Source organism: Rhizobium sp. P1_C7, assembly GCF_056406295.1.
Window position 1 is genome coordinate 466,354 of the sequence record NZ_JBFUAL010000001.1, and the last position, 23,653, is coordinate 490,006.

General features: G+C 61.3%; 25 protein-coding genes, 1 tRNA gene and 1 riboswitch. Of the genes, 15 read left to right on the top strand and 11 right to left on the bottom strand.

Annotated features, from left to right (window positions below; all coding sequences use genetic code 11):
- Nucleotides 1–119 precede the first annotated feature (119 nt).
- From pstC to phoB, 5 genes are read left to right on the top strand one after another with little or no spacing between them, the layout of a single operon-like run.
- Complete coding sequence (gene pstC, locus AC1D2R_RS02340) at nt 120–1,601, top strand: phosphate ABC transporter permease subunit PstC (protein ID WP_477964351.1); 1,482 nt, start codon at nt 120–122, stop codon at nt 1,599–1,601.
- Complete coding sequence (gene pstA, locus AC1D2R_RS02345; RefSeq protein WP_477964353.1) at nt 1,598–2,920, top strand: phosphate ABC transporter permease PstA; 1,323 nt, start codon at nt 1,598–1,600, stop codon at nt 2,918–2,920. Before pstC ends, pstA begins: the two co-directional genes overlap by 4 nt.
- Nucleotides 2,921–2,934: 14 nt before the next feature.
- Nucleotides 2,935–3,750: a phosphate ABC transporter ATP-binding protein PstB gene (pstB, locus tag AC1D2R_RS02350; protein ID WP_037060696.1), complete on the top strand. Its 816-nt coding sequence runs from the start codon at nt 2,935–2,937 to the stop codon at nt 3,748–3,750.
- 43 nt (nt 3,751–3,793) lie between these two features.
- The gene (gene phoU, locus AC1D2R_RS02355; protein ID WP_057466335.1) at nt 3,794–4,507 is read left to right on the top strand and encodes a phosphate signaling complex protein PhoU; all 714 of its coding nucleotides are present in this window, start codon (nt 3,794–3,796) and stop codon (nt 4,505–4,507) included.
- Between the two features lie 36 nt (nt 4,508–4,543).
- A complete protein-coding gene (gene phoB / locus AC1D2R_RS02360; RefSeq protein ID WP_477964355.1) occupies nt 4,544–5,227 on the top strand; it encodes a phosphate regulon transcriptional regulator PhoB in 684 nt (227 codons plus the stop codon).
- A gap of 74 nt (nt 5,228–5,301) precedes the next feature.
- Here phoB and AC1D2R_RS02365 read toward each other — a convergent pair whose 3' ends face one another.
- A complete protein-coding gene (locus tag AC1D2R_RS02365; protein WP_477964357.1) occupies nt 5,302–5,835 on the bottom strand; it encodes a GcrA family cell cycle regulator in 534 nt (177 codons plus the stop codon).
- 427 nt (nt 5,836–6,262) lie between these two features.
- Between AC1D2R_RS02365 and AC1D2R_RS02370 the strand changes: the two genes are divergently transcribed.
- From AC1D2R_RS02370 to AC1D2R_RS02380, 3 genes are all read left to right on the top strand, one after another.
- Entirely contained in the window at nt 6,263–7,462 is a 1,200-nt protein-coding gene (locus tag AC1D2R_RS02370) for an acetylornithine transaminase (protein ID WP_477964359.1), read from the top strand.
- A 48-nt stretch (nt 7,463–7,510) separates the two neighbouring features.
- Nucleotides 7,511–8,428 carry an ornithine carbamoyltransferase gene (gene argF / locus AC1D2R_RS02375; RefSeq protein WP_477964361.1) on the top strand — a complete coding sequence of 306 codons (918 nt, stop codon included), beginning with the start codon at nt 7,511–7,513 and terminating at the stop codon, nt 8,426–8,428.
- 92 nt (nt 8,429–8,520) lie between these two features.
- Nucleotides 8,521–9,516, top strand: coding sequence for an Hsp33 family molecular chaperone (locus AC1D2R_RS02380; protein ID WP_477964363.1), 996 nt, complete (start codon nt 8,521–8,523; stop codon nt 9,514–9,516).
- On the opposite strand, the gene apaG is transcribed toward AC1D2R_RS02380, so the two are convergent.
- Together apaG and AC1D2R_RS02390 are read right to left on the bottom strand one after the other, a co-directional pair.
- Nucleotides 9,517–9,909: a Co2+/Mg2+ efflux protein ApaG gene (gene apaG / locus AC1D2R_RS02385; RefSeq protein ID WP_037060708.1), complete on the bottom strand. Its 393-nt coding sequence runs from the start codon at nt 9,907–9,909 to the stop codon at nt 9,517–9,519.
- Nucleotides 9,910–10,120: 211 nt separating this feature from the next.
- On the bottom strand, nt 10,121–11,305 hold the full coding sequence (locus AC1D2R_RS02390) for an O-succinylhomoserine sulfhydrylase (RefSeq protein ID WP_477964366.1): 1,185 nt from the start codon (nt 11,303–11,305) through the stop codon (nt 10,121–10,123).
- Between the two features lie 44 nt (nt 11,306–11,349).
- Nucleotides 11,350–11,428: riboswitch (SAM riboswitch) on the bottom strand.
- Nucleotides 11,429–11,504: 76 nt separating this feature from the next.
- Here AC1D2R_RS02390 and AC1D2R_RS02395 point away from each other — a divergent pair.
- From AC1D2R_RS02395 to AC1D2R_RS02410, 4 genes are all read left to right on the top strand, one after another.
- A complete protein-coding gene (locus AC1D2R_RS02395; protein WP_477964368.1) occupies nt 11,505–12,596 on the top strand; it encodes a 2'-deoxycytidine 5'-triphosphate deaminase in 1,092 nt (363 codons plus the stop codon).
- Nucleotides 12,597–12,651: 55 nt separating this feature from the next.
- Nucleotides 12,652–12,725: transfer RNA gene (locus AC1D2R_RS02400), tRNA-Gly, on the top strand.
- 148 nt (nt 12,726–12,873) lie between these two features.
- Nucleotides 12,874–13,098: a hypothetical protein gene (locus tag AC1D2R_RS02405; RefSeq protein ID WP_477964370.1), complete on the top strand. Its 225-nt coding sequence runs from the start codon at nt 12,874–12,876 to the stop codon at nt 13,096–13,098.
- Between the two features lie 298 nt (nt 13,099–13,396).
- Nucleotides 13,397–13,585: a hypothetical protein gene (locus AC1D2R_RS02410; RefSeq protein WP_477964372.1), complete on the top strand. Its 189-nt coding sequence runs from the start codon at nt 13,397–13,399 to the stop codon at nt 13,583–13,585.
- Nucleotides 13,586–13,683: 98 nt separating this feature from the next.
- On the opposite strand, the gene AC1D2R_RS02415 is transcribed toward AC1D2R_RS02410, so the two are convergent.
- Together AC1D2R_RS02415 and AC1D2R_RS02420 are read right to left on the bottom strand one after the other, a co-directional pair.
- Complete coding sequence (locus AC1D2R_RS02415; protein ID WP_477964374.1) at nt 13,684–15,705, bottom strand: methyl-accepting chemotaxis protein; 2,022 nt, start codon at nt 15,703–15,705, stop codon at nt 13,684–13,686.
- Nucleotides 15,706–15,888: 183 nt separating this feature from the next.
- Complete coding sequence (locus AC1D2R_RS02420; RefSeq protein WP_477964376.1) at nt 15,889–16,494, bottom strand: hypothetical protein; 606 nt, start codon at nt 16,492–16,494, stop codon at nt 15,889–15,891.
- Between the two features lie 223 nt (nt 16,495–16,717).
- Between AC1D2R_RS02420 and AC1D2R_RS02425 the strand changes: the two genes are divergently transcribed.
- Nucleotides 16,718–17,590, top strand: coding sequence for a transporter substrate-binding domain-containing protein (locus AC1D2R_RS02425; protein ID WP_477964378.1), 873 nt, complete (start codon nt 16,718–16,720; stop codon nt 17,588–17,590).
- A gap of 32 nt (nt 17,591–17,622) precedes the next feature.
- Here the strand turns inward: AC1D2R_RS02425 and AC1D2R_RS02430 are convergent, their stop codons facing one another.
- The 5 genes from AC1D2R_RS02430 to AC1D2R_RS02450 form a co-directional block, all read right to left on the bottom strand.
- Nucleotides 17,623–18,036, bottom strand: coding sequence for a tellurite resistance TerB family protein (locus AC1D2R_RS02430; RefSeq protein ID WP_477964380.1), 414 nt, complete (start codon nt 18,034–18,036; stop codon nt 17,623–17,625).
- A gap of 53 nt (nt 18,037–18,089) precedes the next feature.
- Nucleotides 18,090–18,827, bottom strand: a complete 738-nt coding sequence (locus AC1D2R_RS02435; protein ID WP_477964382.1) for a thermonuclease family protein — start codon at nt 18,825–18,827, stop codon at nt 18,090–18,092.
- Between the two features lie 11 nt (nt 18,828–18,838).
- Entirely contained in the window at nt 18,839–19,504 is a 666-nt protein-coding gene (locus tag AC1D2R_RS02440) for a S24 family peptidase (protein WP_477964384.1), read from the bottom strand.
- A gap of 112 nt (nt 19,505–19,616) precedes the next feature.
- On the bottom strand, nt 19,617–20,264 hold the full coding sequence (locus AC1D2R_RS02445; RefSeq protein ID WP_477964386.1) for a response regulator: 648 nt from the start codon (nt 20,262–20,264) through the stop codon (nt 19,617–19,619).
- Nucleotides 20,265–20,353: 89 nt separating this feature from the next.
- Nucleotides 20,354–20,752: a hypothetical protein gene (locus tag AC1D2R_RS02450; protein ID WP_477964388.1), complete on the bottom strand. Its 399-nt coding sequence runs from the start codon at nt 20,750–20,752 to the stop codon at nt 20,354–20,356.
- A 108-nt stretch (nt 20,753–20,860) separates the two neighbouring features.
- On the opposite strand from AC1D2R_RS02450, the gene AC1D2R_RS02455 reads away from it, so the two are divergent.
- On the top strand, nt 20,861–21,214 hold the full coding sequence (locus AC1D2R_RS02455) for a DUF952 domain-containing protein (protein WP_477964390.1): 354 nt from the start codon (nt 20,861–20,863) through the stop codon (nt 21,212–21,214).
- A complete protein-coding gene (locus tag AC1D2R_RS02460) occupies nt 21,211–22,299 on the top strand; it encodes a quinone-dependent dihydroorotate dehydrogenase (protein WP_477964392.1) in 1,089 nt (362 codons plus the stop codon). The genes AC1D2R_RS02455 and AC1D2R_RS02460 overlap by 4 nt, the downstream gene beginning before the upstream one ends.
- On the opposite strand, the gene AC1D2R_RS02465 is transcribed toward AC1D2R_RS02460, so the two are convergent.
- Nucleotides 22,275–23,621 (bottom strand): MATE family efflux transporter, encoded by a 1,347-nt coding sequence (locus tag AC1D2R_RS02465; RefSeq protein ID WP_477964394.1) that lies wholly within the window; start codon nt 23,619–23,621, stop codon nt 22,275–22,277. The two genes, AC1D2R_RS02460 and AC1D2R_RS02465, sit on opposite strands and share 25 nt — an antisense overlap.
- Nucleotides 23,622–23,653 lie beyond the last annotated feature (32 nt).

Below are 23,653 nucleotides of genomic sequence, written 5' to 3' on the forward strand. Positions count from 1 at the left end.
GCATTGTCTTTGTCTGCGCCATTGAAGCAGCAAAGTTCGAATTCTCCATGATCGGAAGCCAGATCGGCCTGCCTGCCGTGAACGCTTTTTTGGGGCCAAGGGCCTGGGGACCTTAACGAATGAGTACATCCGTCATACTCTTGTGCCTCGTGGTGCTCGGCGCCGTTGCCTTCCTGGCAGCACGCAGCCGCGCGACTGCGCTTGCCGGGGGCAAGTCCTCGGCGCTGCATTCTCGGCCGGGCTACTACGGTGCCCATGCCGCCATTTGGGCGATCCTGCCGGGCCTGATCGTGCTCTGTGCCTGGTTGGCCATCAGCCCCTCCATTATCGAATCGTCCGTCCGTGGCGGGTTCCCGGATGACGTCAAGGCGCAGTCCGCCGCCCAGCAGAACCTAAGCTTCGGCATGGTCAGCGCGATTGCGCGCGGCCTGCCTCTGCTCACCCAGGAAGATATTGGGGCCGGTGTAAGCGATCCGGCCGGTCTTCAGGCGAAGCTGGCTGCAAACGGTGTTCCGCTCGCGGGCGAACCCAAGCCCTATATGATCGAAGCCGCCCAGAAGCTGAATGTCGAGAGCGGTGCAAGCCGTGCCGTCATCACGGCGGTTGTTCTCGTCCTGGCCGTTGCCGGCGGTTTCTATGCGCTTCGCAAGGTCGCGCCCCGCTTTCGGGCCCGCAATAGCGTGGAGCGCGTCATGCTCTGGGGTCTCGTGCTGGCATCCTCGATCGCAATCCTGACAACCATCGGCATCGTTCTGTCGATGCTGTCGGAGGCGGCGCACTTCTTCGCCGCGGTTCCAGCCGCCGACTTCTTCTTCGGCACCGTCTGGGATCCGCGCTTTGCCGGCGCAGGTAGCTCCTCTTTCGGTCAATTCGGCCTGATTCCTCTGCTTCTCGGCACGCTCTACATCGGCTTCGTGGCCATGTTGGTCGCCGTTCCGGTCGGCCTGTTCGCGGCGATCTACATGGCGGAGTATGCCGCCCCGAAGGTTCGCTCGGTTGCCAAGCCGCTTCTTGAGGTGCTGGCCGGGATCCCGACCATCGTTTACGGCTTCTTCGCGCTGATCACCGTCGGTCCCTTCCTGCGTGATCTGTCGTCCCAGGTGAATGGTCTTCTGACCGGCGATTATACCAACTTCATTCAGGCGCAGAGCGTTCTGACTGCAGGCATCGTCATGGGCATCATGCTGATCCCGTACGTCTCCTCTCTCTCGGACGACATTATAACAGCCGTGCCCGGCGCGCTCCGCGACGGTTCGCTTGGCCTGGGCGCCACGCGTTCCGAGACAATCAAGAAGGTCGTCCTGCCGGCGGCGCTCCCCGGCATCGTCGGCGCGCTGCTGATGACCGCATCGCGCGCCATCGGCGAGACAATGATCGTCGTGCTCGCTGCCGGTGTCGCAGCGCGTATCCAGATCAACCCGTTCGAGCCGATGACAACGGTGACGGTCAAGATCGTCAACCAGCTGACAGGCGACCTCGAGTTCACTTCACCGCAGACGCTTGTGGCTTTCGCGCTCGGCATCACGCTGTTCTTCATCACGCTTTGCCTCAACATCTACGCGCTCTACATCGTGCGCAAATACCGGGAGCAGTACGAATGACGAATATTGTTTCTCCGGTTCAGGGCGTGGTCGTTTCCAAGGCCCCGGCCCGCCGCGATATTGGCATCAAGCGCCGCTACGCCGCGGAACGCCGGTTCCAGGCCTATGGCATCGCTGCCATTTCCTTCGGCCTGATTTTCCTTGCGATCCTTCTGACCACCATCGTCGGCAAAGGCTACACCGCCTTCCAGCAGACGGCGATCACGCTGCCGATCGAGTTCAGCGAGAAGACGCTCGATCCGAACAACAAGCGCGCCACCGATCCGTCGGTGCTGGTTGCCGCCAACTACCCGGTTCTGATCCGCGACGCGATGATCAAGATGCTGGGTGTCAACGCCGCCAGCCGTCCCGAAGTGCGCGACGCAACGGCAATGATATCCAAGGGCGCTCCGGTCGTGCTGCGCGACATGGTCGTCGCCGACCCGTCGCTCATCGGCAAGACTGTCGACGTCACCCTGCTCGCCGACGCCAACATCGACTCTGCCAACAAGGGCCAGATCGATCTCAAGGTCGACGAGAAGAACCGCAAGGTAAACGACCGGCAGGTTGGCTGGATGAACCAGCTCGCATCCAGCGGCGCCCTGCACAAGGAATTCAACACGGGTCTCTTCGTCAATGGCAACTCCAGCCGTCCTGAGGCCGCCGGCCTCGGCGTCGCGCTCATCGGCTCGCTCTACCTGATGCTGATCGTTCTCGTCCTCGCGCTGCCGATCGGCGTTGCCGCTTCGATCTACCTCGAAGAGTTCGCGCCGAAGAACAAACTCACGGACCTGATCGAGGTCAACATCAACAACCTCGCCGCCGTTCCATCGATAGTCTACGGTCTCCTCGGTCTTGCGGTCTTCATCAACTTCGCAGGCCTGCCGCGTTCGGCATCGCTGGTCGGCGGTCTGGTGTTGACCCTGATGACGCTGCCGACGATCATCATCGCAACCCGCGCAGCGCTTCGGGCCGTACCGCCGTCCATCCGGGCCGCAGCCCTCGGACTCGGTGCCTCGAAGATGCAGATGGTGTTCCACCACGTCCTGCCGCTTGCCATGCCCGGTATCCTGACCGGCACCATCATCGGTCTGGCGCACGCGCTCGGCGAAACCGCGCCGCTGCTCCTCATTGGGATGGTCGCCTTTGTGGCCAATGCTCCGACCACCCCGCTCGACCCTTCCACGGCTCTGCCGGTGCAGGTCTACATGTGGGCCAACGAAGCCGAGCGCGCCTTCACCGAGCGCACTTCAGGCGCCATCATCGTCCTGCTCCTGTTCCTGATCGTCATGAACTTTGGAGCCATCCTCTTGCGTCGTCGCTTTGAGCGCCGCTGGTAAACGGAGTAAACATCATGAACATGTTGACGGAAGCAGCAGTTGAGAAGGCGCTTGATCAGAAGATGAATACCATTCCGTATAAGATGATCGGCCAGGACGTCTCGGTTTACTACGGCGACAAGCGCGCGCTTTTCGACGTCAAGCTGAACATCCGCGAAAACACCGTGACGGCTCTCATCGGCCCGTCCGGCTGCGGCAAGTCCACCTTCCTGCGCAGCCTGAACCGCATGAACGACACGATCGACAATTGCCGCGTCACCGGCAAGATCACACTCGACGGCGACGATATCTACGATCCGGATATCGACGTCGTCGAACTGCGCGCCCGCGTCGGCATGGTGTTCCAGAAGCCAAACCCGTTCCCGAAGACGATCTACGAAAATGTCGCCTACGGCCCGCGCATTCACGGTCTCGCCAAGGCCAAGTCCGACATGGACCAGATCGTCGAACAGAGCCTCCAGCGCGCCGGCCTCTGGAACGAGGTGAAGGACCGCGTGCATGAATCGGGAACCGGCCTGTCCGGTGGCCAGCAGCAGCGTCTGTGCATCGCCCGCGCTATCGCAGTCAGCCCGGAGGTCATTCTGATGGACGAGCCCTGCTCGGCGCTGGACCCGATCGCAACCGCAAAGGTCGAGGAACTCATCCACGAACTGCGCGAGAGCTACACGATCGTCATCGTCACGCACTCGATGCAGCAGGCGGCCCGCGTTTCGCAGCGCACCGCCATGTTCCACCTCGGCAACCTCGTTGAGGAAAACGATACCGACAAGATGTTCACCAACCCGGACGACCCGCGCACCCAGGATTATATCATGGGCCGCTTCGGTTGATCGCCGGCGTCGGAAACCCTCAGGACATTCAAGGATAAGCCCTATGGCATCGACACATATCTACTCCGCCTATGACGACGACCTGAAATTCCTGTCCCGCCGTATTTCGGAAATGGGCGGCCTCGCCGAGCAGATGGTGTCGGACGCCGTCCGCGCGCTGGTCAACGGCGATACGTCGCTTGCACAGAAAGTCATCTCCGACGACGTGATCCTCGATCACGCGGAGCGTGAGATCGGGGACAAGGCGATCATCACTATCGCCCGTCGCCAGCCGATGGCTGCCGACCTTCGCGAGATCATGGGCTCGATCCGTATCGCGGCCGACCTGGAGCGCGTTGGCGATCTTGGAAAGAACACGGCCAAGCGCGTCATTGCCGTTCAGAGCAGCGGCGTTCCGCGCAAGCTTGCCCGTGGCCTCGAACACCTCTCCGAACTGGCGCTCGTCCAGCTCAAGGAAGTGCTCGACGTCTACACCAGCCGCGCCGCCGACAAGGCGAAATCGATCCGCGAGCGCGACGAGGAAATCGACGCGATGTACACCTCGCTCTTCCGCGAGATGCTGACCTACATGATGGAAGATCCGCGCAACATCACCAGCTGCACGCATCTCCTTTTCTGCGCCAAGAACATCGAGCGCATCGGCGACCACGCCACCAACATTGCCGAAACCATCTACTACATGGCGACCGGCGCCCAGCCGGAAGGCGAACGTCCGAAGGACGACACCGCCAACACCGTTGGTGCTGTCACGGAATAACCGTTCCGGAACCGCATCCCCAGGAGACCGAAACGAATGATCCCAAGAGTTGCAGTTGTTGAAGACGAAGAGGCGCTCAGCGTGCTTCTTCGCTATAACCTCGAGGCCGAAGGCTTCGAGGTCGATACCATTCTGCGCGGAGATGAGGCCGAGATCAGGCTTCAGGAGCGAACGCCCGATCTTCTGATCCTCGATTGGATGCTGCCCGGCGTTTCTGGCATCGAGCTTTGCCGGCGGCTGCGTCAGCGGCCGGAAACCGAACGTCTGCCGATTATCATGCTGACGGCCCGCGGCGAGGAGAATGAGCGCGTTCGCGGCCTCTCGACCGGCGCCGACGATTACGTCGTCAAGCCGTTCTCGACACCGGAGCTCGTTGCTCGCGTCAAGGCGATGCTGCGCCGCGCAAAGCCCGAGGTTCTGTCGTCTCTGCTGAAATGCGGCGATATCGAACTCGACCGCGAAACGCACCGTGTCCATCGTAAGAGCCGCGAAGTCCGCCTGGGCCCGACCGAGTTCCGCCTTCTGGAATTCCTGATGGCTTCGCCTGGTCGCGTTTTCTCGCGTTCGCAGCTTCTGGACGGCGTCTGGGGCCATGACATCTACGTGGACGAACGCACCGTCGATGTCCACGTCGGCCGCCTGCGCAAGGCGTTGAACTTCTCCAATATGCAGGATGTCATCCGCACCGTTCGCGGTGCCGGGTACTCCATGGAAGTCTGAGCTGTTTCAGTGCCACAACAAACGAAAAACGGGCCCGCGAAGGCCCGTTTCTGTTTGTTTATCCGGCTTCCGGATCAGGCGACGCGGTTGGCTGCCCTGCGGCGCTCGTTGACCGGTTGGTAGGCCATGCGCTGGTGGTAGGTGCAGTAGGGCGAGGAGTCCGGGGACTCGCAGCCGCAGAAGTGGAAATCGTCCTTCAGTGGATCGCCGACCGGCCACTTGCAGGTGCGCTCGGTCAGTTCCGTCAGGCCGAGGCGCCGCGAGATCGGCAGGACGACATTTGAAGAAGGACGGTAGCTCACCTCCTCGATCGCATCGATTTCGATGTCTTCCTTCAGCAACGTCGCGCCCTGCTGGCGAGTGACGGTGCGGGTGGCGATCCGGGATGCGTAGTTCGGAGCGCGCGGCGCCGATGTGGCGCGCTTGGGTGTTCTCGCGGTTGCCGCAGTGCCGCCAGCCTTGGCGCGGCCCGGCAGGCACAGCCGATGGACCTTGCCGATTACAGCATTGCGGCTGACTCCGCCAAGCTGTGCTGCGATCTGGCTGGCGCTAAGGCCTTCGGCCCAAAGCTTTTTCAGTTTTTCAACGCGCTCGTCTGTCCAGTTCATGCCCCTGTCTCCGCCTTAATTGCGTTGGTGTAGGCAGAATCCTTCACCGCTGCCTCGGACGCATCCGAAGCAACAAACGCTTGCTCGATGTTGGTGACTAGTTCCGCCGCATGCAGTCTAGTAATTGAGTTTTAACCTAGTGTGAGGCCGACTCCGTGACAAGAGTCGGTTGAATCCCGAAGAATCGAATCTCAAGTTTTCCCCAACTTGCTGGGCGTGAGAGTCATTTCTGCAACATTAGCTGTTGATAGGTCAGGGTGACCCGAATGGCAGCTTGACGCATGCAGTAAAAGCTCAGTTTTGTTGACATCGCAGTGCGAAAAGTAAATAGTGCTGCTCGCCGCCGAAAGGCGGCATTTTTAATTTTTCGGACCCGCTTCTTAGCCGGAGTCCGGTTGCTCGTTTGCCAATGACAGGAGATCGCGCCATGGCTGAAGCCGCGCCGCTTTATGATACCTACTCTCGTGCCCCGTTGCGGTTCGAGCGAGGAGAGGGCGTGTGGCTGATTACCGAAACTGGCGAACGATATCTCGATTTCGGTGCGGGCGTCGCCGTGACCTCCGTCGGCCATGGCCACCCGCATGTCGTCGGCGCTCTGAAGGAACAGGCCGACAAGGTCTGGCACCTCTCCAATATCTATGAGATCGCCGGCCAGGAAACGCTGGCCAAGCGTTTGACCAGTGCAACCTTCGCGGAAAAGGTGTTCTTCACAAACTCTGGCGCCGAAGCGCTCGAATGCGCGATCAAGACCGCGCGCCGCTACCAATATTCGAAGGGTCATCCCGAGCGGTTCCATATCATCACCTTCGAAGGCGCGTTCCACGGCCGCACGCTGGCGACGATCGCCGCCGGCGGACAGGAAAAGTATCTCGAAGGCTTCGGTCCCAAGGCGCCTGGCTTCGATCAGGTTCCGTTCGGCGATGTCGAAGCCGTTCGTGCGGCCATCACCAACGAAACGGCGGCTATCCTTATCGAGCCCGTTCAGGGCGAGGGCGGTGTCCGTCCGGCGACCAACGAGTTCATGAGGGCGTTGCGCCAGCTCTGCGACGAGAACGGCCTGCTGCTCGTCCTCGACGAGGTCCAGACCGGCGTCGGCCGCACCGGCAAGCTGTTTGCCCACGAGTGGTCCGGCATTGCGCCTGACATCATGGCGGTTGCCAAGGGTATCGGCGGCGGCTTCCCTCTCGGCGCCTGCCTTGCCACGGCCGAGGCAGCCTCGGGCATGAAGGCCGGCACTCACGGTTCGACTTATGGCGGCAACCCGCTCGCCATGGCTGTCGGAAATGCCGTGCTCGACGTCGTTCTCGAAGACGGCTTCCTCCAGCACGTGAATGACGTTTCCCTCGTTTTCCGCCAGGGTCTGGCGTCGCTCAAGGACCGCTTTCCCGATGTGATCGAGGATGTGCGCGGCGAAGGCCTTCTGCTCGGCGTCAAGGCAGCCGTGCCATCGACGGAGTTGCTGCAGGCGATTCGTGCCGCTCATCTTCTGGCGATCCCGGCGGGCGACAATGTCATCCGCCTGCTCCCGCCTCTCGTCGTCACCGCGGACGAAGCCCGCGAAGGGCTCGTCCGACTTGAGCGCGCCGCCGAGAGCGTGCGCGCTTCCAAGATCAAGAAGACGGCTTGAACGGATTAAGGTGCCCAGCCGGACGGCGGGCTTGATAGGTAAAGACACATGGCTTCCCCCAAACACTTCCTCGATCTCTCTGCAGTCACGGCATCCGACCTCAGAGTCATCATGAACGACGCCATTTCACGCAAGCAGGCATTCAAGGCCGGTCAGGGCGACAAGCCGCTCGCCGGCAAGATGCTGGCGATGATCTTCGAAAAGCCCTCGACCCGCACGCGTGTTTCCTTCGATGTCGGCATGCGTCAGCTCGGCGGCGAGACGCTGTTCCTGTCGGGCACGGAAATGCAGCTCGGACGCGCCGAGACGATCGGCGACACGGCCAAGGTCCTGTCGCGCTATGTCGATGCGATCATGATCCGCACCACCGAGCATTCGCGGCTGCTGGAGCTTGCCGAGCACGCAACCGTTCCTGTGATCAATGCGCTGACGGACGACACCCATCCGTGCCAGATCATGGCCGATATCATGACCTTCGAGGAGCATCGTGGCCCTATCAAGGGCAAGACGGTTGCCTGGACGGGCGATGGTAACAACGTGCTGCATTCGCTGATCGAAGGGGCTGCCCGTTTCGGTTATCGCATGAACATGGCGGTGCCTCTTGGTTCCGAGCCAAAGGATCACTATCTGAACTGGGCCCGCAATGAGGGCGCCGAAATCATGCTTGGTCATGATGCCGATCGTGCGGTCGCCGGCGTCGATTGCGTGGTGACCGATACCTGGGTCTCCATGAATCAGGAGCATCGGGCCCGGGGTCACAACGTCTTCCAGCCTTATCAGGTCAATTCGGCTTTGATGGCACAGGCCGGCAAGGATGCATTGTTCATGCATTGCCTGCCTGCCCATCGTGGTGAGGAAGTAACGGACGAGGTGATCGACGGCCCGCAATCCGTGGTCTTCGATGAAGCGGAAAACCGTCTTCATGCGCAGAAGTCGATTCTTGCTTGGTGCCTGGGCGCGATCTGAACCATAATGGACGCCACATTTGGCCGGAAGGGCCTGTGGCCGCGCGAGCGGATGGACCACCTGTCTGCCGCTCTGACGACTAGGAGAAGACCATGGCAGAAGCAGCAGCCGCCCTCGGCGAGTTCGATTTCGCCGGCGACGATCATGTCGTTCCCTTTCAGGTCGAAGGTCTCGACGTGCGTGGGCGCGCCGTGCAGCTCGGCCCGATGCTCGATGCAATCCTCGAGCGCCACAGCTATCCCGCCCCGGTCGCCCGGCTGCTGGCCGAGGTCATAGCGCTCACGGTTCTGCTCGGGACGTCGCTGAAATTCGAAGGCAAATTCACCGTTCAGACCAAGGGCGATGGCCCCGTCGACCTGCTCGTCGCCGATTTCGCGACGCCGGAGAATGTGCGTGCCTACGCACGCTTCGATCAGGCCTTGCTGGACAAGGCTGTCGCCGCCGGTGAGACCGAGCCGGAACAGCTGCTCGGCAAGGGCATGCTCGCCTTCACCATCGATCAGGGCAAGTACAGCCAGCCGTATCAGGGCATCGTTGCGCTCGACGGCGCGACCCTCGAAGACATCGCCGGCACCTACTTCCGCCAGTCGGAACAGATCCCGACGCGCGTCCGCCTGGCCGCGGCCGAGCTGTTTGACCGGGACGAAACGGGCAAGCCGCGCCACCGCTGGCGGGCAGGGGGCCTGATCGCTCAGTTCCTGCCTGAGGCGCCGGAGCGCATGCGCCAGCCCGATCTTCACGGTGGAGATGGCGATACGAGTGCGAACCATCACACCGATGACGACGCTTGGGCCGAGGCGCGTTCGCTCGTCGAGACGATCGATGCAGACGAGTTGACTGATCCGTTGGTCGGCACCGAGCGCCTGCTCTTCCGGCTGTTTCATGAACGTGGCGTGCGCGTCTACGAGCCTCGCGCGGTCTTTGATCGCTGTTCCTGTTCGCGGGAGAAGATCAAGGGCGTCCTCAGGGGCTTTTCGGCCGAGGAAATTGACGCAAGCCAGGAGGAGGGACAGGTGGCCGTCACCTGCGAATTCTGCTCCACGACCTATCGTTTCGAGGTCGAAGAACTGACCCAGGCGGCAGAATGATCAGTTAAGCACTCTGAGCAGTCCGGGCGAGTCCAGGGAGAAGGCGGGTATCTCGACATCGAAGAACTCGCCTTCGGCGGTCTCCATCTGGTAGTGGCCGAACATCAGGCCTGATGGCGTATCGAGAGGGCAGCCGGAAGAGTATTCGTAGGTATCGCCCGGTTCCAGCCGCGGCTGCTCGCCGACCACCCCGGCACCCGTCACCTCGTCCACCACGCCATTCTGGTCGGTAATGTTCCAGTAACGGTTCACAAGACGGACGGTGAGATCGGAATTGTTGCTGATGACGATCCGGTAGCCCCAGACATAGCGATCATCCTCCGGGTCGGATTGCTCCTCCAGGTAAAAGGGCTCGACGATAACTTCAATGTCTCGTGTCAGGGCGCGGTACATGCCTACACCTTAGTCAAAATACGTTACTGGTATCTTATAAGAGGCTCGGCACGTCAATAAACCCGGTGGCCATCGTCCGTTAAATGCCCGTAATGGCGACCTTTTCGCGTGTTAAGGGTAATTCCTTGCCAGTCTGGCGCGAGTGGCGGTGGTGCTGCCGCTTATTGAGGCTGGTCGGATCAAATGCGATCCGATCAGCCTCAGCGCTTTTTTACGCCTGGACCCTGGTAAGTGCCTGGGCAAAATCCTCGATCAGATCGTCGGTGTCCTCGATGCCGGCGGAGAGACGAACGGTGCCCGGCGAAATGCCGAGTTCGGCGCGCGCTTCGTCCGTTAGGTTCTTGTGCGTCGTCGTCGCCGGATGCGTGATCAGGCTCTTGGCGTCGCCGAGATTGTTGGAGATCCTGACGATCTCAAGCGCATTCTGCAGCGCAAAGGCTGCTTCCTTGCCGCCCTTCAGCTCGATGGCAACAAGCGTCGAGCCCCCCTTCATCTGCTTGGCGACAATATCGGCCTGCGGATGGTCCTTGCGGCCAGGATAGATGACCTTGGCGACCTGCTTCTGGTCGGCAAGGAAATCCGCGATCCTGGCGGCATTCTCTGTCTGCTGCTTGACGCGCAGCGGCAACGTCTCGAGGCCCTTCAGCAGAGTCCATGCCGTAAACGGCGACATTGCCGGGCCGGTATGGCGGTAATAGTCCTGCAGATGCTCCGTCACCCATTCCCTGTCGGAAAGGATCACGCCGCCGAGGCTGCGTCCCTGACCGTCGATGTGCTTCGTGGCGGAGTAGACAACGATATGGGCACCCAGTTCCAGCGGCTTCTGGAAGATCGGCGTCGCAAACACGTTATCGACGACAACAGTGGCGCCGATCTGGTTGGCGAGCTTGGCGACGCCCGCGATATCGACCACTTCGAGCGTCGGGTTGGTCGGGCTTTCCAGGAAGAACACCTTGGTATTGGGGCGGATCGCCTTTTCCCAGTTTTCCAGGGAACGTCCGTCGACCAGCGTGAATTCGATGCCGTACCTCGGCGCCAGCGTCTCCACCACCCAGCGGCAGGAGCCGAACAGGGCGCGGGCGGCGACGATATGGTCGCCGGCCCTCACCTGGCAAAGAATAGCCGCAGCGACGGCGGCCATCCCCGAGGCCGTGGCGCGGGCTTCCTCGGCGCCTTCCATCGCGCACATGCGCTTTTCGAACATGTCGTTGGTGGGGCTTCCATAGCGGGCATAGATGTAGCCCTCGGTCTCGCCCTTGAAGCGCGCTTCGGCGGCTTCCGCAGTATCGTAGACGAAACCTTGGGTTAGGTAGATTGCCTCGGAGGTTTCGCCGTATTGCGAGCGGATCGTTCCGCCGTGGACGAGTTGGGTTGCCGGGCGCCAGGTCTTGCTCATGCCATCACCACTTTCAAACACAAAAAAACCGGCCGCGAATGCAGACCGGTTTAACCCCGGTCTATTTAGCCACTTGTTTAACGTGGCTGCAAGCCGACCGGCCAAATCACCACGGGATAAAGCTGCAATACTGCCGTTCCGTGCTTGCGTCAATTCCTCGAGTTTGGTTTTCTCTGCGGCAAAATATGGATGTGGCAAGATGGCTCGCGAAACAGGAATTTTGGCAGACCGCGCGATATCAGCGCTGTTTGATACGGGGCGTCTCATCGCCGAGCGCGAGATGGATCAGGATCAGATCCAGCCGGCGAGCCTGGATCTGCGGCTTGGCGCCAAGGCGTTTCGCGTTCGTGCGAGCTTCATGCCGGGACCGTCGCACCTCGTTTCCGACAAACTGGACCGCCTGAGCCTTCACGTCGTCGATCTCAGTGAAGGTGCGGTGCTGGAGACAGGCTGCGTCTACATCGTGCCGCTGATGGAGAAACTGGATCTGCCCGCCGACATGTCGGCCTCCGCAAACCCCAAGAGTTCGACCGGCCGCCTCGATATCTTCACCCGCGTCATCACCGACTACGCGCAGGAGTTCGACAAGATTCCCGCCGGCTATTCGGGGCCGCTCTATCTCGAGATCAGCCCGCGCACCTTCCCGATCGTCGTTCGTCGTGGTTCGCGCCTGTCGCAGATCCGCTTCCGCGTCGGCCATGCTCTGCTGGGCGAACCTGAATTGCTGGCGCTGCACGATGCCGAAACGCTTGTCGCGAGCAAAGTGCCGAACGTGTCGGGTGGGGCCATTGCGCTATCGATAGACCTCGCAGGCGACAAGGACGGCCTGATCGGCTACCGCGGCAAGCATCACACGGCCGTCGTCGATGTCGACAAAAAGGCGCAGCACGATATCTACGATTTCTGGGAGCCGCTTTTCAGCCGCGGGCGCAACGAACTCATCCTCGATCCGGATGAGTTCTATATCCTCGTCTCGCGCGAAGCTGTGCACGTACCCCCCCACTACGCTGCCGAAATGACGCCTTTCGATCCGCTGGTCGGCGAGTTCCGCGTTCACTACGCCGGCTTCTTCGACCCCGGCTTCGGCCACGCGCCGGCCGGCGGCCGCGGCAGCCGCGCCGTTCTCGAAGTGCGCAGCCACGAAGTGCCCTTCATCCTCGAGGATGGCCAGATCGTCGGCCGTCTCGTCTACGAACACATGCAGGAGCATCCATCGAGCCTATACGGCTCCGGCCTGGGATCGAACTATCAGGCACAGGGCTTGAAGCTCTCGAAACACTTCCGCTTATGACAGCGAGCCGCGCCGCTTGACATCGGGCCCCTTCTGTTGGAAATCTCGCTCTGACGCGGGTGTAGCTCAATGGTAGAGCAGCAGCTTCCCAAGCTGAATACGAGGGTTCGATTCCCTTCACCCGCTCCAGAAATCTTTTCAATAACTTATATAGAGTTTCGAACTGGGGAACAAACCGTGGTTTTACGGCGCCTGTTCGTACTTCGTGCTTTTTGAGTATATCTTTTCCTGCTTGCAAGCTTTGTTGACTCTTATTTTTCAATTTTGACCGGCAGCAATGACCTACGCGATCAGCTTGGATCCTGTTCGACTTTACTGCACGCTGCCCGTCGCGCCCATCAGGCGCGAGTTCGCGCGTGTCGGTGCGAGCGCACCGCGGGTGTGCGTCCGCTACACCGATGCCGGCAATTCGCCGCGAGATGTGCTGATCGAGCGATACGGGCCGCGGTTTACCCTGGTCCTCGAGGGAACTGCGCCGCAGACGGTGGCGTTTGCCCGATGATCTATGCGATGTGCCTGGATGGGCCGGCGCAACTGCCCACCAAGGCACTCAAGGTCTACCTGCTGCGAGGAAGGCGACATGAGTTGCCCGGTCCCGGCCGCGAACTGACATCCGCAGCCGATCTTCGCGCAAGAATGATGCATGGCGGCGAATCTCGAACGCACCCCGCTCGCCGTTTACTTCATTTCGCCTGCTTGACGATCCGCTAACAGATATGGTTAATTTTTAACTATTCTTCGGTACATGGAACTGAGGCGGCATGTCGACCGTTATCAGGCTCACGAGGAGGAATAGCGCAATGCTCCTGAAAATTTTCACTGCGAAACGCGACATCGGCGACGCCAGAGATACCGGTACCTATGCGGATGGCTATCACATGCCTGAAATGGAGATCGCTGCGTACAAACGCGATGACAGCCGGTCCTCCTACGAGCGTGACTATGGTCGTGGCCGGAAAGTCGAGGAAGTTCCTCTGGGGTTTGCCTAAGCGACGTTTTTTCAAGCAAATCGGATTGGCATATGTCGATATGAAAATGGGCGGCCTTGAGCCGCCCATTTCGTTGTTGTGAATGGCCTTCCGCCGAATCAGAACTCGGTCCAGTCTGCCTCCTGGTTTGCATTGGAAGACGCGTTGCTTCCTCCGCTGAAAGCACTTGCAAGCTGTTGTCCAAGTGCCCGTGCGGGCGAAGTGGTGGCGCGCGATACGCCAGGGGTCGCAATCCGGACCGGGGCCTTGCGCGTGACGACAGGCTTCCCGACGGATCGGGACGAGACTGCCTGCACGGAGCCGGTCTGCATCGGTGCTGAGGTGGACGCCATGCCGCCGGTCCCGGTCAGCTTGAATTGACCAAGCAGATTGTTGAGGGCGGCGGCCTCTGTCGCGAGCTTGTGGCTTGCGGCAGTGCTTTCCTCGACCATGGCCGCATTCTTCTGCGTTCCCTGATCCATCGTGTTGACGGCTGTATTGATCTCCTGCAGGCCCGTCGATTGTTCGCGCGCGGCCTCCGCGATCGCATGGACGTGCTGGTTGATCTTCTGAACTTCCTGGACGATCGCGTCGAGCTGGTTTCCGGTTTCGCCAACCAGCGAAACACCGGCTTCCACATGCCCTCCAGAGGTGGTGATCAGCGACTTGATCTCCTTGGCTGCGTTGGCCGAGCGCTGCGCGAGCTCGCGCACTTCCTGAGCGACGACGGCAAAACCCTTGCCGGCCTCGCCGGCGCGCGCGGCCTCGACTCCGGCATTGAGAGCCAGAAGATTGGTCTGGAAGGCGATGTCGTCGATCACTCCGATGATGTTGCCGATCTCGACGGAAGACTGTTCGATCTGATGCATCGCACTCACGGCCTTGCGCACCACCTCGCCTGATTTCTCGGCGCCGGCACGGGTCCTTGCGACCAGCGATCGTGCTTCCTCCGCACGCTTGGCGGCGTCCTTGACCGTTGTCGTGATCTGTTCCAGGGCGGCAGCCGTCTCCTCGACGGAGGCTGCCTGCTGCTCGGTGCGCTTCGATAGTTCGTCGGCGCAAGAGCGGATCTCGCTTGCGCCGGCGGTAATGGCTTGAGCGTTGGAACCAACCGCCTGCATCGTCTCATTGAGCTTGAAGACGGAGTTGTTGAAGTCCTGACGCAAGGCGTCGAGCTCACCGACAAATGGCGTATTGATCTGCGAGACAAGATCGCCCGCTGCCAGCCTGCGGAGGCCGTCACCGAGTGCGCTGACGGTGCGCGAAACGTCGGCGGCTTCCGTAGCGCGCTGCGCTTCGCGCTCCCGGCGTTCGCTGTCGCTAAGATTGCGGTTTTTCTCCGCATCGCTTTCCAGCCGAACACGGTCGATGGCGTTGTCGCGGAAGACTGCGACAGTTCCGGCCATCTGGCCTATTTCGTCGCGGCGGTCCAGACCGTCGATCGCACTTGCCGTCTCGCCTTGGGCGAGGTGCATCATGCGCTCGCGCAGTCGTGCCAGCGGTGAGGTAATGCCTGCCTGCGCTATCCAGATGCTGAGACCGATCGACCCGAGCACGGCAATGCTGATCAGCGCGATAGAGAGATTGATCCTTGCATTGACCTTGGCCGAAAGAGCATCGCCGCCATCGTTGAGCAGGTCCATCAACGTGTCGTTGTTGGCGATCATCTTCGCTGTGACGACGGAGAGCTTGGTGTTCAGGTCTTCGACCGCGTTGTGCACGCCGGCAGCGTCCTTGGCCTTGGCAAGGTCCAAGACTTTCCTGGTCAGCGCGTCCATTTCATCGATACCGGCGATGATCTCCGATATGGCGGCCTTCCGGCTCGGAACAAGTTCGGCCGCCTTTTCCAGTCGCTCTCGCGCTTGCGGCATCTTGCTCGGCTGAGACAGGGCTGCTTCGAAGGCAGGCGTATCGGGCGTCAGCTCGGCGATCACCGTTGCTTGCAGAACTGCGGCGGTGGCGGAGGCGCTCGCTCGGGACGACAACATCGCCGCGAGCGCTTCACGGTCGATGAAGTCGTTATAAGCACCATCGGCGCCGTGGAATTCATTAACGATGTAGAGGAGGCTACTAATGGCGATCACCCCGAGGAGTGCCACGACGGATATGATCTTGGTCCGGATTCTTAGGTGTTTCAACATGGCTGTTTCCATCTGCGGCCCGGCATGTTGCCTGCCGGCCGCACTTGCTTTTCGAGAGACGGGAATGACGCGGTCTAAGGCATTGGTAAGATGCCTTGACAGGCTCGACACGCGCATCATGCATTCGGCGAAGGGGACCGACGTCGTCGAGGCCAAATAGAATCGATATTGCTTAATGCCGACCTAATGCATACCCGGTACGGCCTCGGTACCTGCCATTTGTCCTCGGGAAAAATTTGCGCACCGGTATCTGAGCCGGTAAACCCGCATGCCGAGATCCGCGTCCTCGGTCACATTGTAAGGGATCCCAGCCGCTGCAGGCTTTGAACTCGGCGACACGGAGTGGTTGGACGTGCCACCCAGCGCTATGGCAGCCGGTGTTTCGCCAGCATCGGCAGCAGCATGCGCAACAGCGCGGCATATTGCAAAGGCAGCGCTGATCCACGATTCCATGGTGCTTGAATGCAGACCACGTGCGCGCTCGAGACGAATTTTGCCTGGGCCGCGCGTAGCTGATCCGGATGAGGTCGATCCCGTGTCGTAGATGACGACGAATTCGCCGCCGTGCAGCGTTTCAGTGCGCGCGTCGATGAGCTGAGTGTCGAGCTTCCTGTCGTCGTTTGCGAGTGCGGCGTCGATGGCGTGAAGGAAGGGAAGCCGAAGGACTCGCGCCAGGCTGCAATAGTACCTCTCGGGATCGACCCAACCGTTCGCAATGAGTTCGCGCTCGATAGTCGTGCCGTTGCGGCGGGCAGCAAGGGCGGCCTGCGAGATGGTCGGCTTGTCCATGCCGAGCGCGACCAGAGCGGTGACCTTCGCCTGCTAAGAATCACCGGCGGTCCGCGCGGTCGCAGCCGCCGCACGTGGCGACAGGGAATACTCGGCAGATTGTTCGCGTGGCGCCTGGTAGCTGTCTTCTGATCCCGCGCGGCGCATATTCCCCGATACGCATGACTCTGATACACCGTCGTTCTAATGGCAGCGCATGCTAACCCCGAGGGCAGATATACCGATGCAATTTAAACGCGCATCCTTCAATCGCAAGGGGTTTAGCCGCTTTTGGCCGTTTCTTGCATTGTTTCTATTGCCGTTCCCGCTGCTGGCGCAGCAGTCCGCGCCGTCCTTGCCGCTGCTGTTCGACGCCAGGGAGCGGCTGGCCAAGCCGGACCTATCGACACTGGTGCGTCTTCGCTTCCTGACATCCGTCGATTTTCCGCCATTCAATTTTATGGATCAGAACGGAAAGCTCTCGGGCTTCAACGTCGATCTTGCCCGCGAAATCTGCGCCGAGCTGGAGATAGCCGACAAGTGCCAGATCCAAGCGCTGCCGTTCGTTGATCTCAAGGATGCGCTTGCCGCCTCACAGGGAGACGCGGTGATTGCCGGCGTCGCCGTGGGTGAGGAGTTACGCAGGCAGTTTGCCTTTTCACGTCCCTATCTGATGCTGCCCGCACGCTTCGCCCGCAATCTCAAGACGCCGCTTAAGGGAGACGGTGCTGCAGGGCTTGCGGACCGCCCGGTGGGAGTGGTCAAGGCGACGGCGCATGAGGCGATGCTTGCTGCCTATTTTCCGCATATGAAGGCCGTGCCGTTCGACAGCAAGGAGGCGCTGCTCGCGGCGCTCAGGGACGGCAAGGTCGATGCGGCCTTTGCGGACGCGCTGCAACTTTCTTTCTGGGTGTCATCTCAGGCTTCGGCGAAATGCTGTGCGCTTCTGGACGGTCCCTATATGTCCGAGCACTTCCTGGGCGAGGGCATGACGATCATGTTGCGTCAGAAGGACGACGTTCTTAGGTCCGCCTTCGATCACGCGCTCGCCGCGCTGTCGCGCAACGGTCGCCTGCAGGAGATCTACCTGCGCTATTTCCCCTATGGTCTCTACTAGATACAGTTGTCCGAACAGCCGGGGCAGGTGCGCTAGCCCTTTCGGAAACGGGCGATCGCGCTGCGCTCGATCGCAGCACAGGTCAGCTTGTCGAGGCTGAGCCGGTCACGCAGCAGGCTGAGGAGACGCAGTTCCTCTGCCTTCACCGAAAGGTCGGCGGAAGCAACCTCGACCGCGAGCGCGTAAGCCGTATCGTAGAGGCGCGGGGGCAAGGTGTCCTTCACGGTCTCCAAGACGACATCCAGCCCCTCGGGGCCGGAAAGGAGCGCAGCGCAATCGCGCGCAACGGAGATCAGCTTGTCTTCGTCGAAATCGCGGAAGACGGGCAGAAAGCTGATCAATTGGCCGATGCGCTCCAGTTCGCGGTCATTCATGGTGCTGTCGACCGCGGATGCGATGACCATCACGTAAATCAGTGCGTCGTGGGCGGAAAGCGGCTTGTTCATGTCTCGACGGTTCCTCTCAGATGAGCCCAGAGTTTAGGAATTGACCGAGCGTATTACAAGGGATCGGGAGGGCCGGTCTGCAGCGGGTCCTCCTCAATCGTGATCGCTGCGCCCTTGCGGGGGTCGCCGCCGTTCAGCCCCTTCTTTTCCTGCCTTGCCTTTGCGCCGGCGTCAGCTAGAGCCGACCCGTCCGCTGCCTCGGCCCAACCGTTTTCGACCAGCCATCGCGACACGTCCTGTGTGCCGATCTTGCAGGAAGCGGAAACGGTGCCTTGCCAATCGGCGCTGTCGAGCTCGCAGTTGACGGTCCGCAGCCTCAGGAAAAGCCGAAAGTTGGTCTTGGCCAGCATGCCGCACGGCCATTCCGCACCATCCGCGTCGGTGCAGATCTTGTCGGCCGGCGTCGGGCTGATACCGGCAAGCCGCAGACGTTTGTCGCCGAACGCAAGAATGCCGGCGCTCTCGGCGACAGGGCGGGGAAGATCGATACCCTTCTCGCCCTCTGCTTTCGGCTTCTCGGGCTCCGGCGCTGCGACGCGCTCGAGGGGCTTGCCATCCACCACCGCAGGATAGAACTGGCTGACGTCATCCACCGTCCGCGCATTCATGCTTGCCTCCGGATCCGCCGCGGGCCGTGCGGCCGTGGCGATCTTCGCGCTGCCAGTCTCCGGCGTCGATTCGGCAGACTCGGTTGCGTTCATCGCGCCGCCAAGTCGTTGCCCGCCGGCAGCAATGAGGCCGACAACGATCGTGATCCCTGCAAAAGCCGTCACAAGTGCCGCAGGACGCATGGAAGATTTTCCTATTGGCTTGCCCAGATGATACGGGCGATCCAGTCGACGTCGGAAAGCTCCAGGGTTCGGTTCGGGTGTTCCGGGTTCAGCGACATTAGCTCGATGGTGCGCGGGCTCTGGCGTAAAAGCACCTTGGCCATGACCTCGCCTTCGCAAGTTTTGACGACGACGCGGTCGTTGCGGCGGACCTGAGCGCCGGGCTCGACGATGAGAACGTCGCCATCGCGGTAGAGTGGCATCATGCTTTCGCCCTGCACTTCGAGTGCATAGACGCCGGCCTTCTGGGAAGGCGCCGCCGGAAATTCCACGACGTCCCAGCCTTGTCCGGCCGGGAACCCGCCGTCGTCGAAGAAGCCGCCTGCGCCTGCCTGTGCAAAATCCAGCAACGGTATGGAACTGCCCTGCGGCGGAAAGGCGCCCTCGGGGAGGGTGGAGAAGCTGCTTGCAGGACGCATGAAGGCCATGAACTCTTCCATGGTGGACGTGGTTGCGTCCAGCACCTTGGCGATTGATTCCGTCGAGGGCCAGCGAAGCCGCCCGTCGGCCGACAGCCGCTTGGATTTGTTGAACGAAGTGGGGTCAAGGCCCGCTCGTCGGGCAAGACCTGATGGCGTCAGCGCATGACGCTCGGCAAGCCGGTCGATTGCTCCCCAGATCTGCTCGTGTGAAAGCATGTTTCCCGATTCCGTCCGCCCGCGTGCGCGGGCCTCTTCAATCGGCTAAAATTTTAACGGCAGGCGACGCAGGAGTAAAGAGAGGAGAGGAATAAAATCCTTTTCATCAGGTTCACGCAACCAGTGCCATGTTGATCTTGCCGAGCTGGATCACTGCCTGCGTACGGCTGTCGACATCGAGCTTCAGCAGGATGGCGGAAACATGTGCCTTGATGGTCGCCTCCGATACGCTGAGTTCATAGGCGATCTGTTTGTTGAGCAGCCCCTCGGCGAGCATCGTTAGAACCCGGCTCTGCTGCGGGGTCAGGGTATGCAGTCGATGGATAAGCCTGGCGACGTCGGGATCCTGCTCCTGGCCGTCGCGATAATTCTCAGGCGTGGCAATATCGCCGGCGAGCACGGTTTGGATGCCACGGCGGATGTCGTCGATGCCGGAGGACTTCGAGATGAAGCCGGAGGCGCCAAGCTCCAAGGCGCGGCGGATTGTCGTCGTGTCATCGCTGGCGGAAACGATGACGATCGGCAGGCCGATGAACTCGGACCGCAAGGCCATCAGTCCGGAAAAGCCGCTGACCCCAGGCATGGCGAGATCAAGCAGCATCAAGTCCGCCTCCGGGTGGTCGCCTGCGGCCTTCCGCGCGGCGGCGAAGTCGCCCGCCTCGACGATTTCCTGGTGGCCGTCCATGCCGACGACGGCTTGGCACAGCGCGTCGCGAAACAGCGGATGATCGTCGGCAATAATGATTGTCTGTTCATGCATCGAAAACCCCCTCCCAAGAGCTCGATCACCTCCTCACGCACCGCGAACTTCCGCAAGGCATGCCTCCGTCTCGCAGAGAGTATAACAAATCATGTCTTTTGAGGAAGGGCGTTACGCTGGTCTTCGCTCTGGAATTCCTTGACTATCCCCATGAAGCTCCGCATCCAGCGCTCCATGATGCCGATCGAGCGGTCGATTTCGGCGTCTGACGGCAGCGCCTTGTTGACGATGCTCTTGTTCTCAAGCGCCGTCACCCTGGCCGATAGCCGGTCGAGTTCGTCTTCATAGGCGGCGCGTTCGTCCGCGGCCATCCGGCAGACGAGCGAGCCCTCTTTCTCCTCGCAAAGCGACATGGCGCCGGTCTGTCGGTCGAGCCGCACGAAATGATCGCCGCTGCGCTCGAGCTGGAAGCGGGAGGCATCCTGTTCCGCGGCATGCGCGGCAAGCGGCAGGAAAATGGCGAGAACGCCGATTGCGATCGTCTTCATTGGTTCCTCCGGAAATAGCGATGGCCAGCGTATTTTTCGCGTCAGGGCGTGGACATCGTCCTCTCTTTGCGGCAAAGCCCGGGAAAGACCCGAATTCATGAGGCCATCATGACCCTGACACCCACGCTTTACAAGATCGTGACGGAAACGCTCTGGCAGGATGCCAGACAGGCTGGCCTGTTTCGAGGCGCTCCCATCGATCTGAAGGACGGCTTCGTTCACTTCTCGACGGCGGCCCAGGTCAGGCAGACCGCCTCTCTTCACTTTACGGGCCAGGCAGGACTGCTTCTGGTTGCGGTCGATGCTGCAAAGCTTGGCGACAAGCTCGTCTTCGAACCCTCTCGTGGCGGCGATCTCTTCCCGCACCTTTACGCGGACCTGCCGTTGTCAGCCGTGCTTTGGGAAAAGCCGCTGCCGTTGGATGGCGCAGGCCAACATATCTTTCCGGAACTTCAGCCATGATCGATCTTTTCAAGAGTGCCGCCCGCAAGGGCCTCTTCCTCTTCGATCCCGAGACAGCTCACGGCATGTCGATCGCGGCGCTGAAGTCCGGCCTCGTGCCTGCCTGCGGCGTCCAATCCGATCCGCGCCTGCGTCAGAGCGTTGCCGGTCTCGACTTCGTCAATCCGCTTGGCATGGCTGCCGGTTACGACAAGAATGCCGAGGTGCCGCAGGCGCTGTTGAAGATCGGTTTCGGCTTTACCGAAATCGGCACGGTGACGCCGAAGCCGCAATCGGGAAATCCCCGGCCGCGCATCTTTCGCCTAGTCGAGGACGAAGGCGTCATCAATCGCCTCGGCTTCAATAACGAGGGCCATGACGCGGCTTTTGCGCGCCTCTCCGGTGGTCGCGTCAGCGGCATCGTCGGCGTCAACATCGGCGCCAACAAGGACAGCGAAGACCGCATCGACGACTATGTGAAGGGTATTCGCCGCTTCTATTCCGTGGCGCGTTATTTCACGGCCAACATCTCGTCGCCGAACACGCCTGGCCTGCGCGATCTGCAGGCACGCGAAAGTCTGTCGGCTCTTCTGTCAGCTGTTCTAGCAGCCCGCGACGAGGAAGCCGCAAGGTCGGGCAGGAAAATCCCGGTCTTCCTGAAGATCGCCCCCGATCTTACGGAGGAGGGGATGGACGATATCGCCGCCGAGGCGCTTTCACATGCTCTGGACGGCTTGATTGTCTCCAACACCACGCTTTCCCGTGAGGGTCTGAAGGACCAGCGACAGGCAAGGGAAGCGGGCGGTCTCTCCGGCAGGCCGCTCTTCGAAAAGTCGACGGCAGTACTGGCGAGAATCCGCAAACGCGTCGGCCCGGCATTGCCGATCATCGGCGTCGGCGGGGTATCCTCGGCGGAAACGGCGCTGGAGAAGATCAAGGCGGGGGCTGACCTCGTCCAGCTCTATTCCTGCATGGTCTATGAAGGTCCGGGCCTGCCGGGCGAGATCGTCCGGGGCCTGTCGAAGTTGCTTGACCGCGAGAAGGTCGCTTCCATTCGCGACTTGCGCGACAGCCGGGCGGATTACTGGGCAGCGCGGAACGTCTGATCGGCGCGCGGCTTCACCAGCACCGCCAGGAAGAAGCCGCGGAAGAGCAGAAAGCCGTTCATCGCCAGCCATAGGCCGTGATTGCCGAAAAACGGCACACAGACGACAAGCGCCGCGAGGTAACCGGCAAACGACATGAGCATGCGGTTGCGCATGTCGGTCGACCAGGTCGCGCCGATGAAGACGCCGACCATCAGGAAGGCGAGCGCGCCGGTCAGACCGGTGATGGCCGCCCAAGGGAGGTAGGTCTCCGCCGCCTGCCGCACCTCGGGCGATGTGGTCAACACTGAAATCAGCCAGGGGCCGGCCAGCAGGAAGAATACCGAGATGACGCCGGCGAGCCCGAACGACCAGAGTATCGTCAATTTCAGTCCTCGGTCGAAGGCCGGCCGGTAGCGTGCGCCGATCGCCCGCCCCGTAATCTGCTCGGCGGCATTGGCGAGCCCGTCGAGGTAATAACCCGAAAGCAGGAAGAAGTTCATCAGCACGGCATTGGCTGCCAGGGTAACCGCGCCGAAGCTGGTGCCGATCCGTGTCATCAGCGTGAAGGCGCCCAGCAGCACGAAGGTGCGGATCAGGATATCGCGGTTGAGCGCGAAGAGTTCGGCCAGCTGGTGGCGGGACAGGATCTCCGCACGCTTCGGCCGGTGGGCCCGGTCGAAGCCGTGCAGGACGATGACCAACCCCACCAATGCGCCGGCGGTCTCGCCCACCATCGTGCCCCACGCGACGCCGGCGACGCCCCGGTCTAACCAGAGACCGAGGAAGATCGCAAGCACGATGTTGATGCCATTGATGATCGTTTGCAGCAGCAGGCCGATTGTGCCCTGACCGCGGCCGAGCACGAAGCCGAGGATGGCGTAGTTGGCAAGCGCTGCCGGCCCGGCGAGCATGCGGATCGAGAAATAGGTGGTGGTCGCCTCGGCAACGGCCGCTTCCGGCCCCATCAGCTTGAGACCCGCCGCCAATAGCAGCGGCGAAAGACAGAGAAGTGCCAGGCCGCAACCAAGCGCCGATATCAGCGCCCGCCAAAAGACGCTCTGCTGGGCGCGATGGTCGTGTCGTCCATAGGCCTGTGCGGTCAGCCCTGTCGTCGAGGCGCGCAGGAAATTGAAGCTGCCGAGGATGAGATCGAAGAGCATGGCGCCGATCGCCAGCCCCGCCAGCGCATCGGGCTCGCCCATATGCCCGACGACGCCAGTGCCCACGAGACCAAGCAACGGCGTCGTTATGAATCCCAGCGTCATGGGAATGGCGATCGAGAGCACCAGGCGGTGCGTTACATCGAATGCAAGTCTGTTTTCGCTGCCCCGGACGTCCATCTCTGCCTCGGAAAAAGAGAGGCAGAATCGCC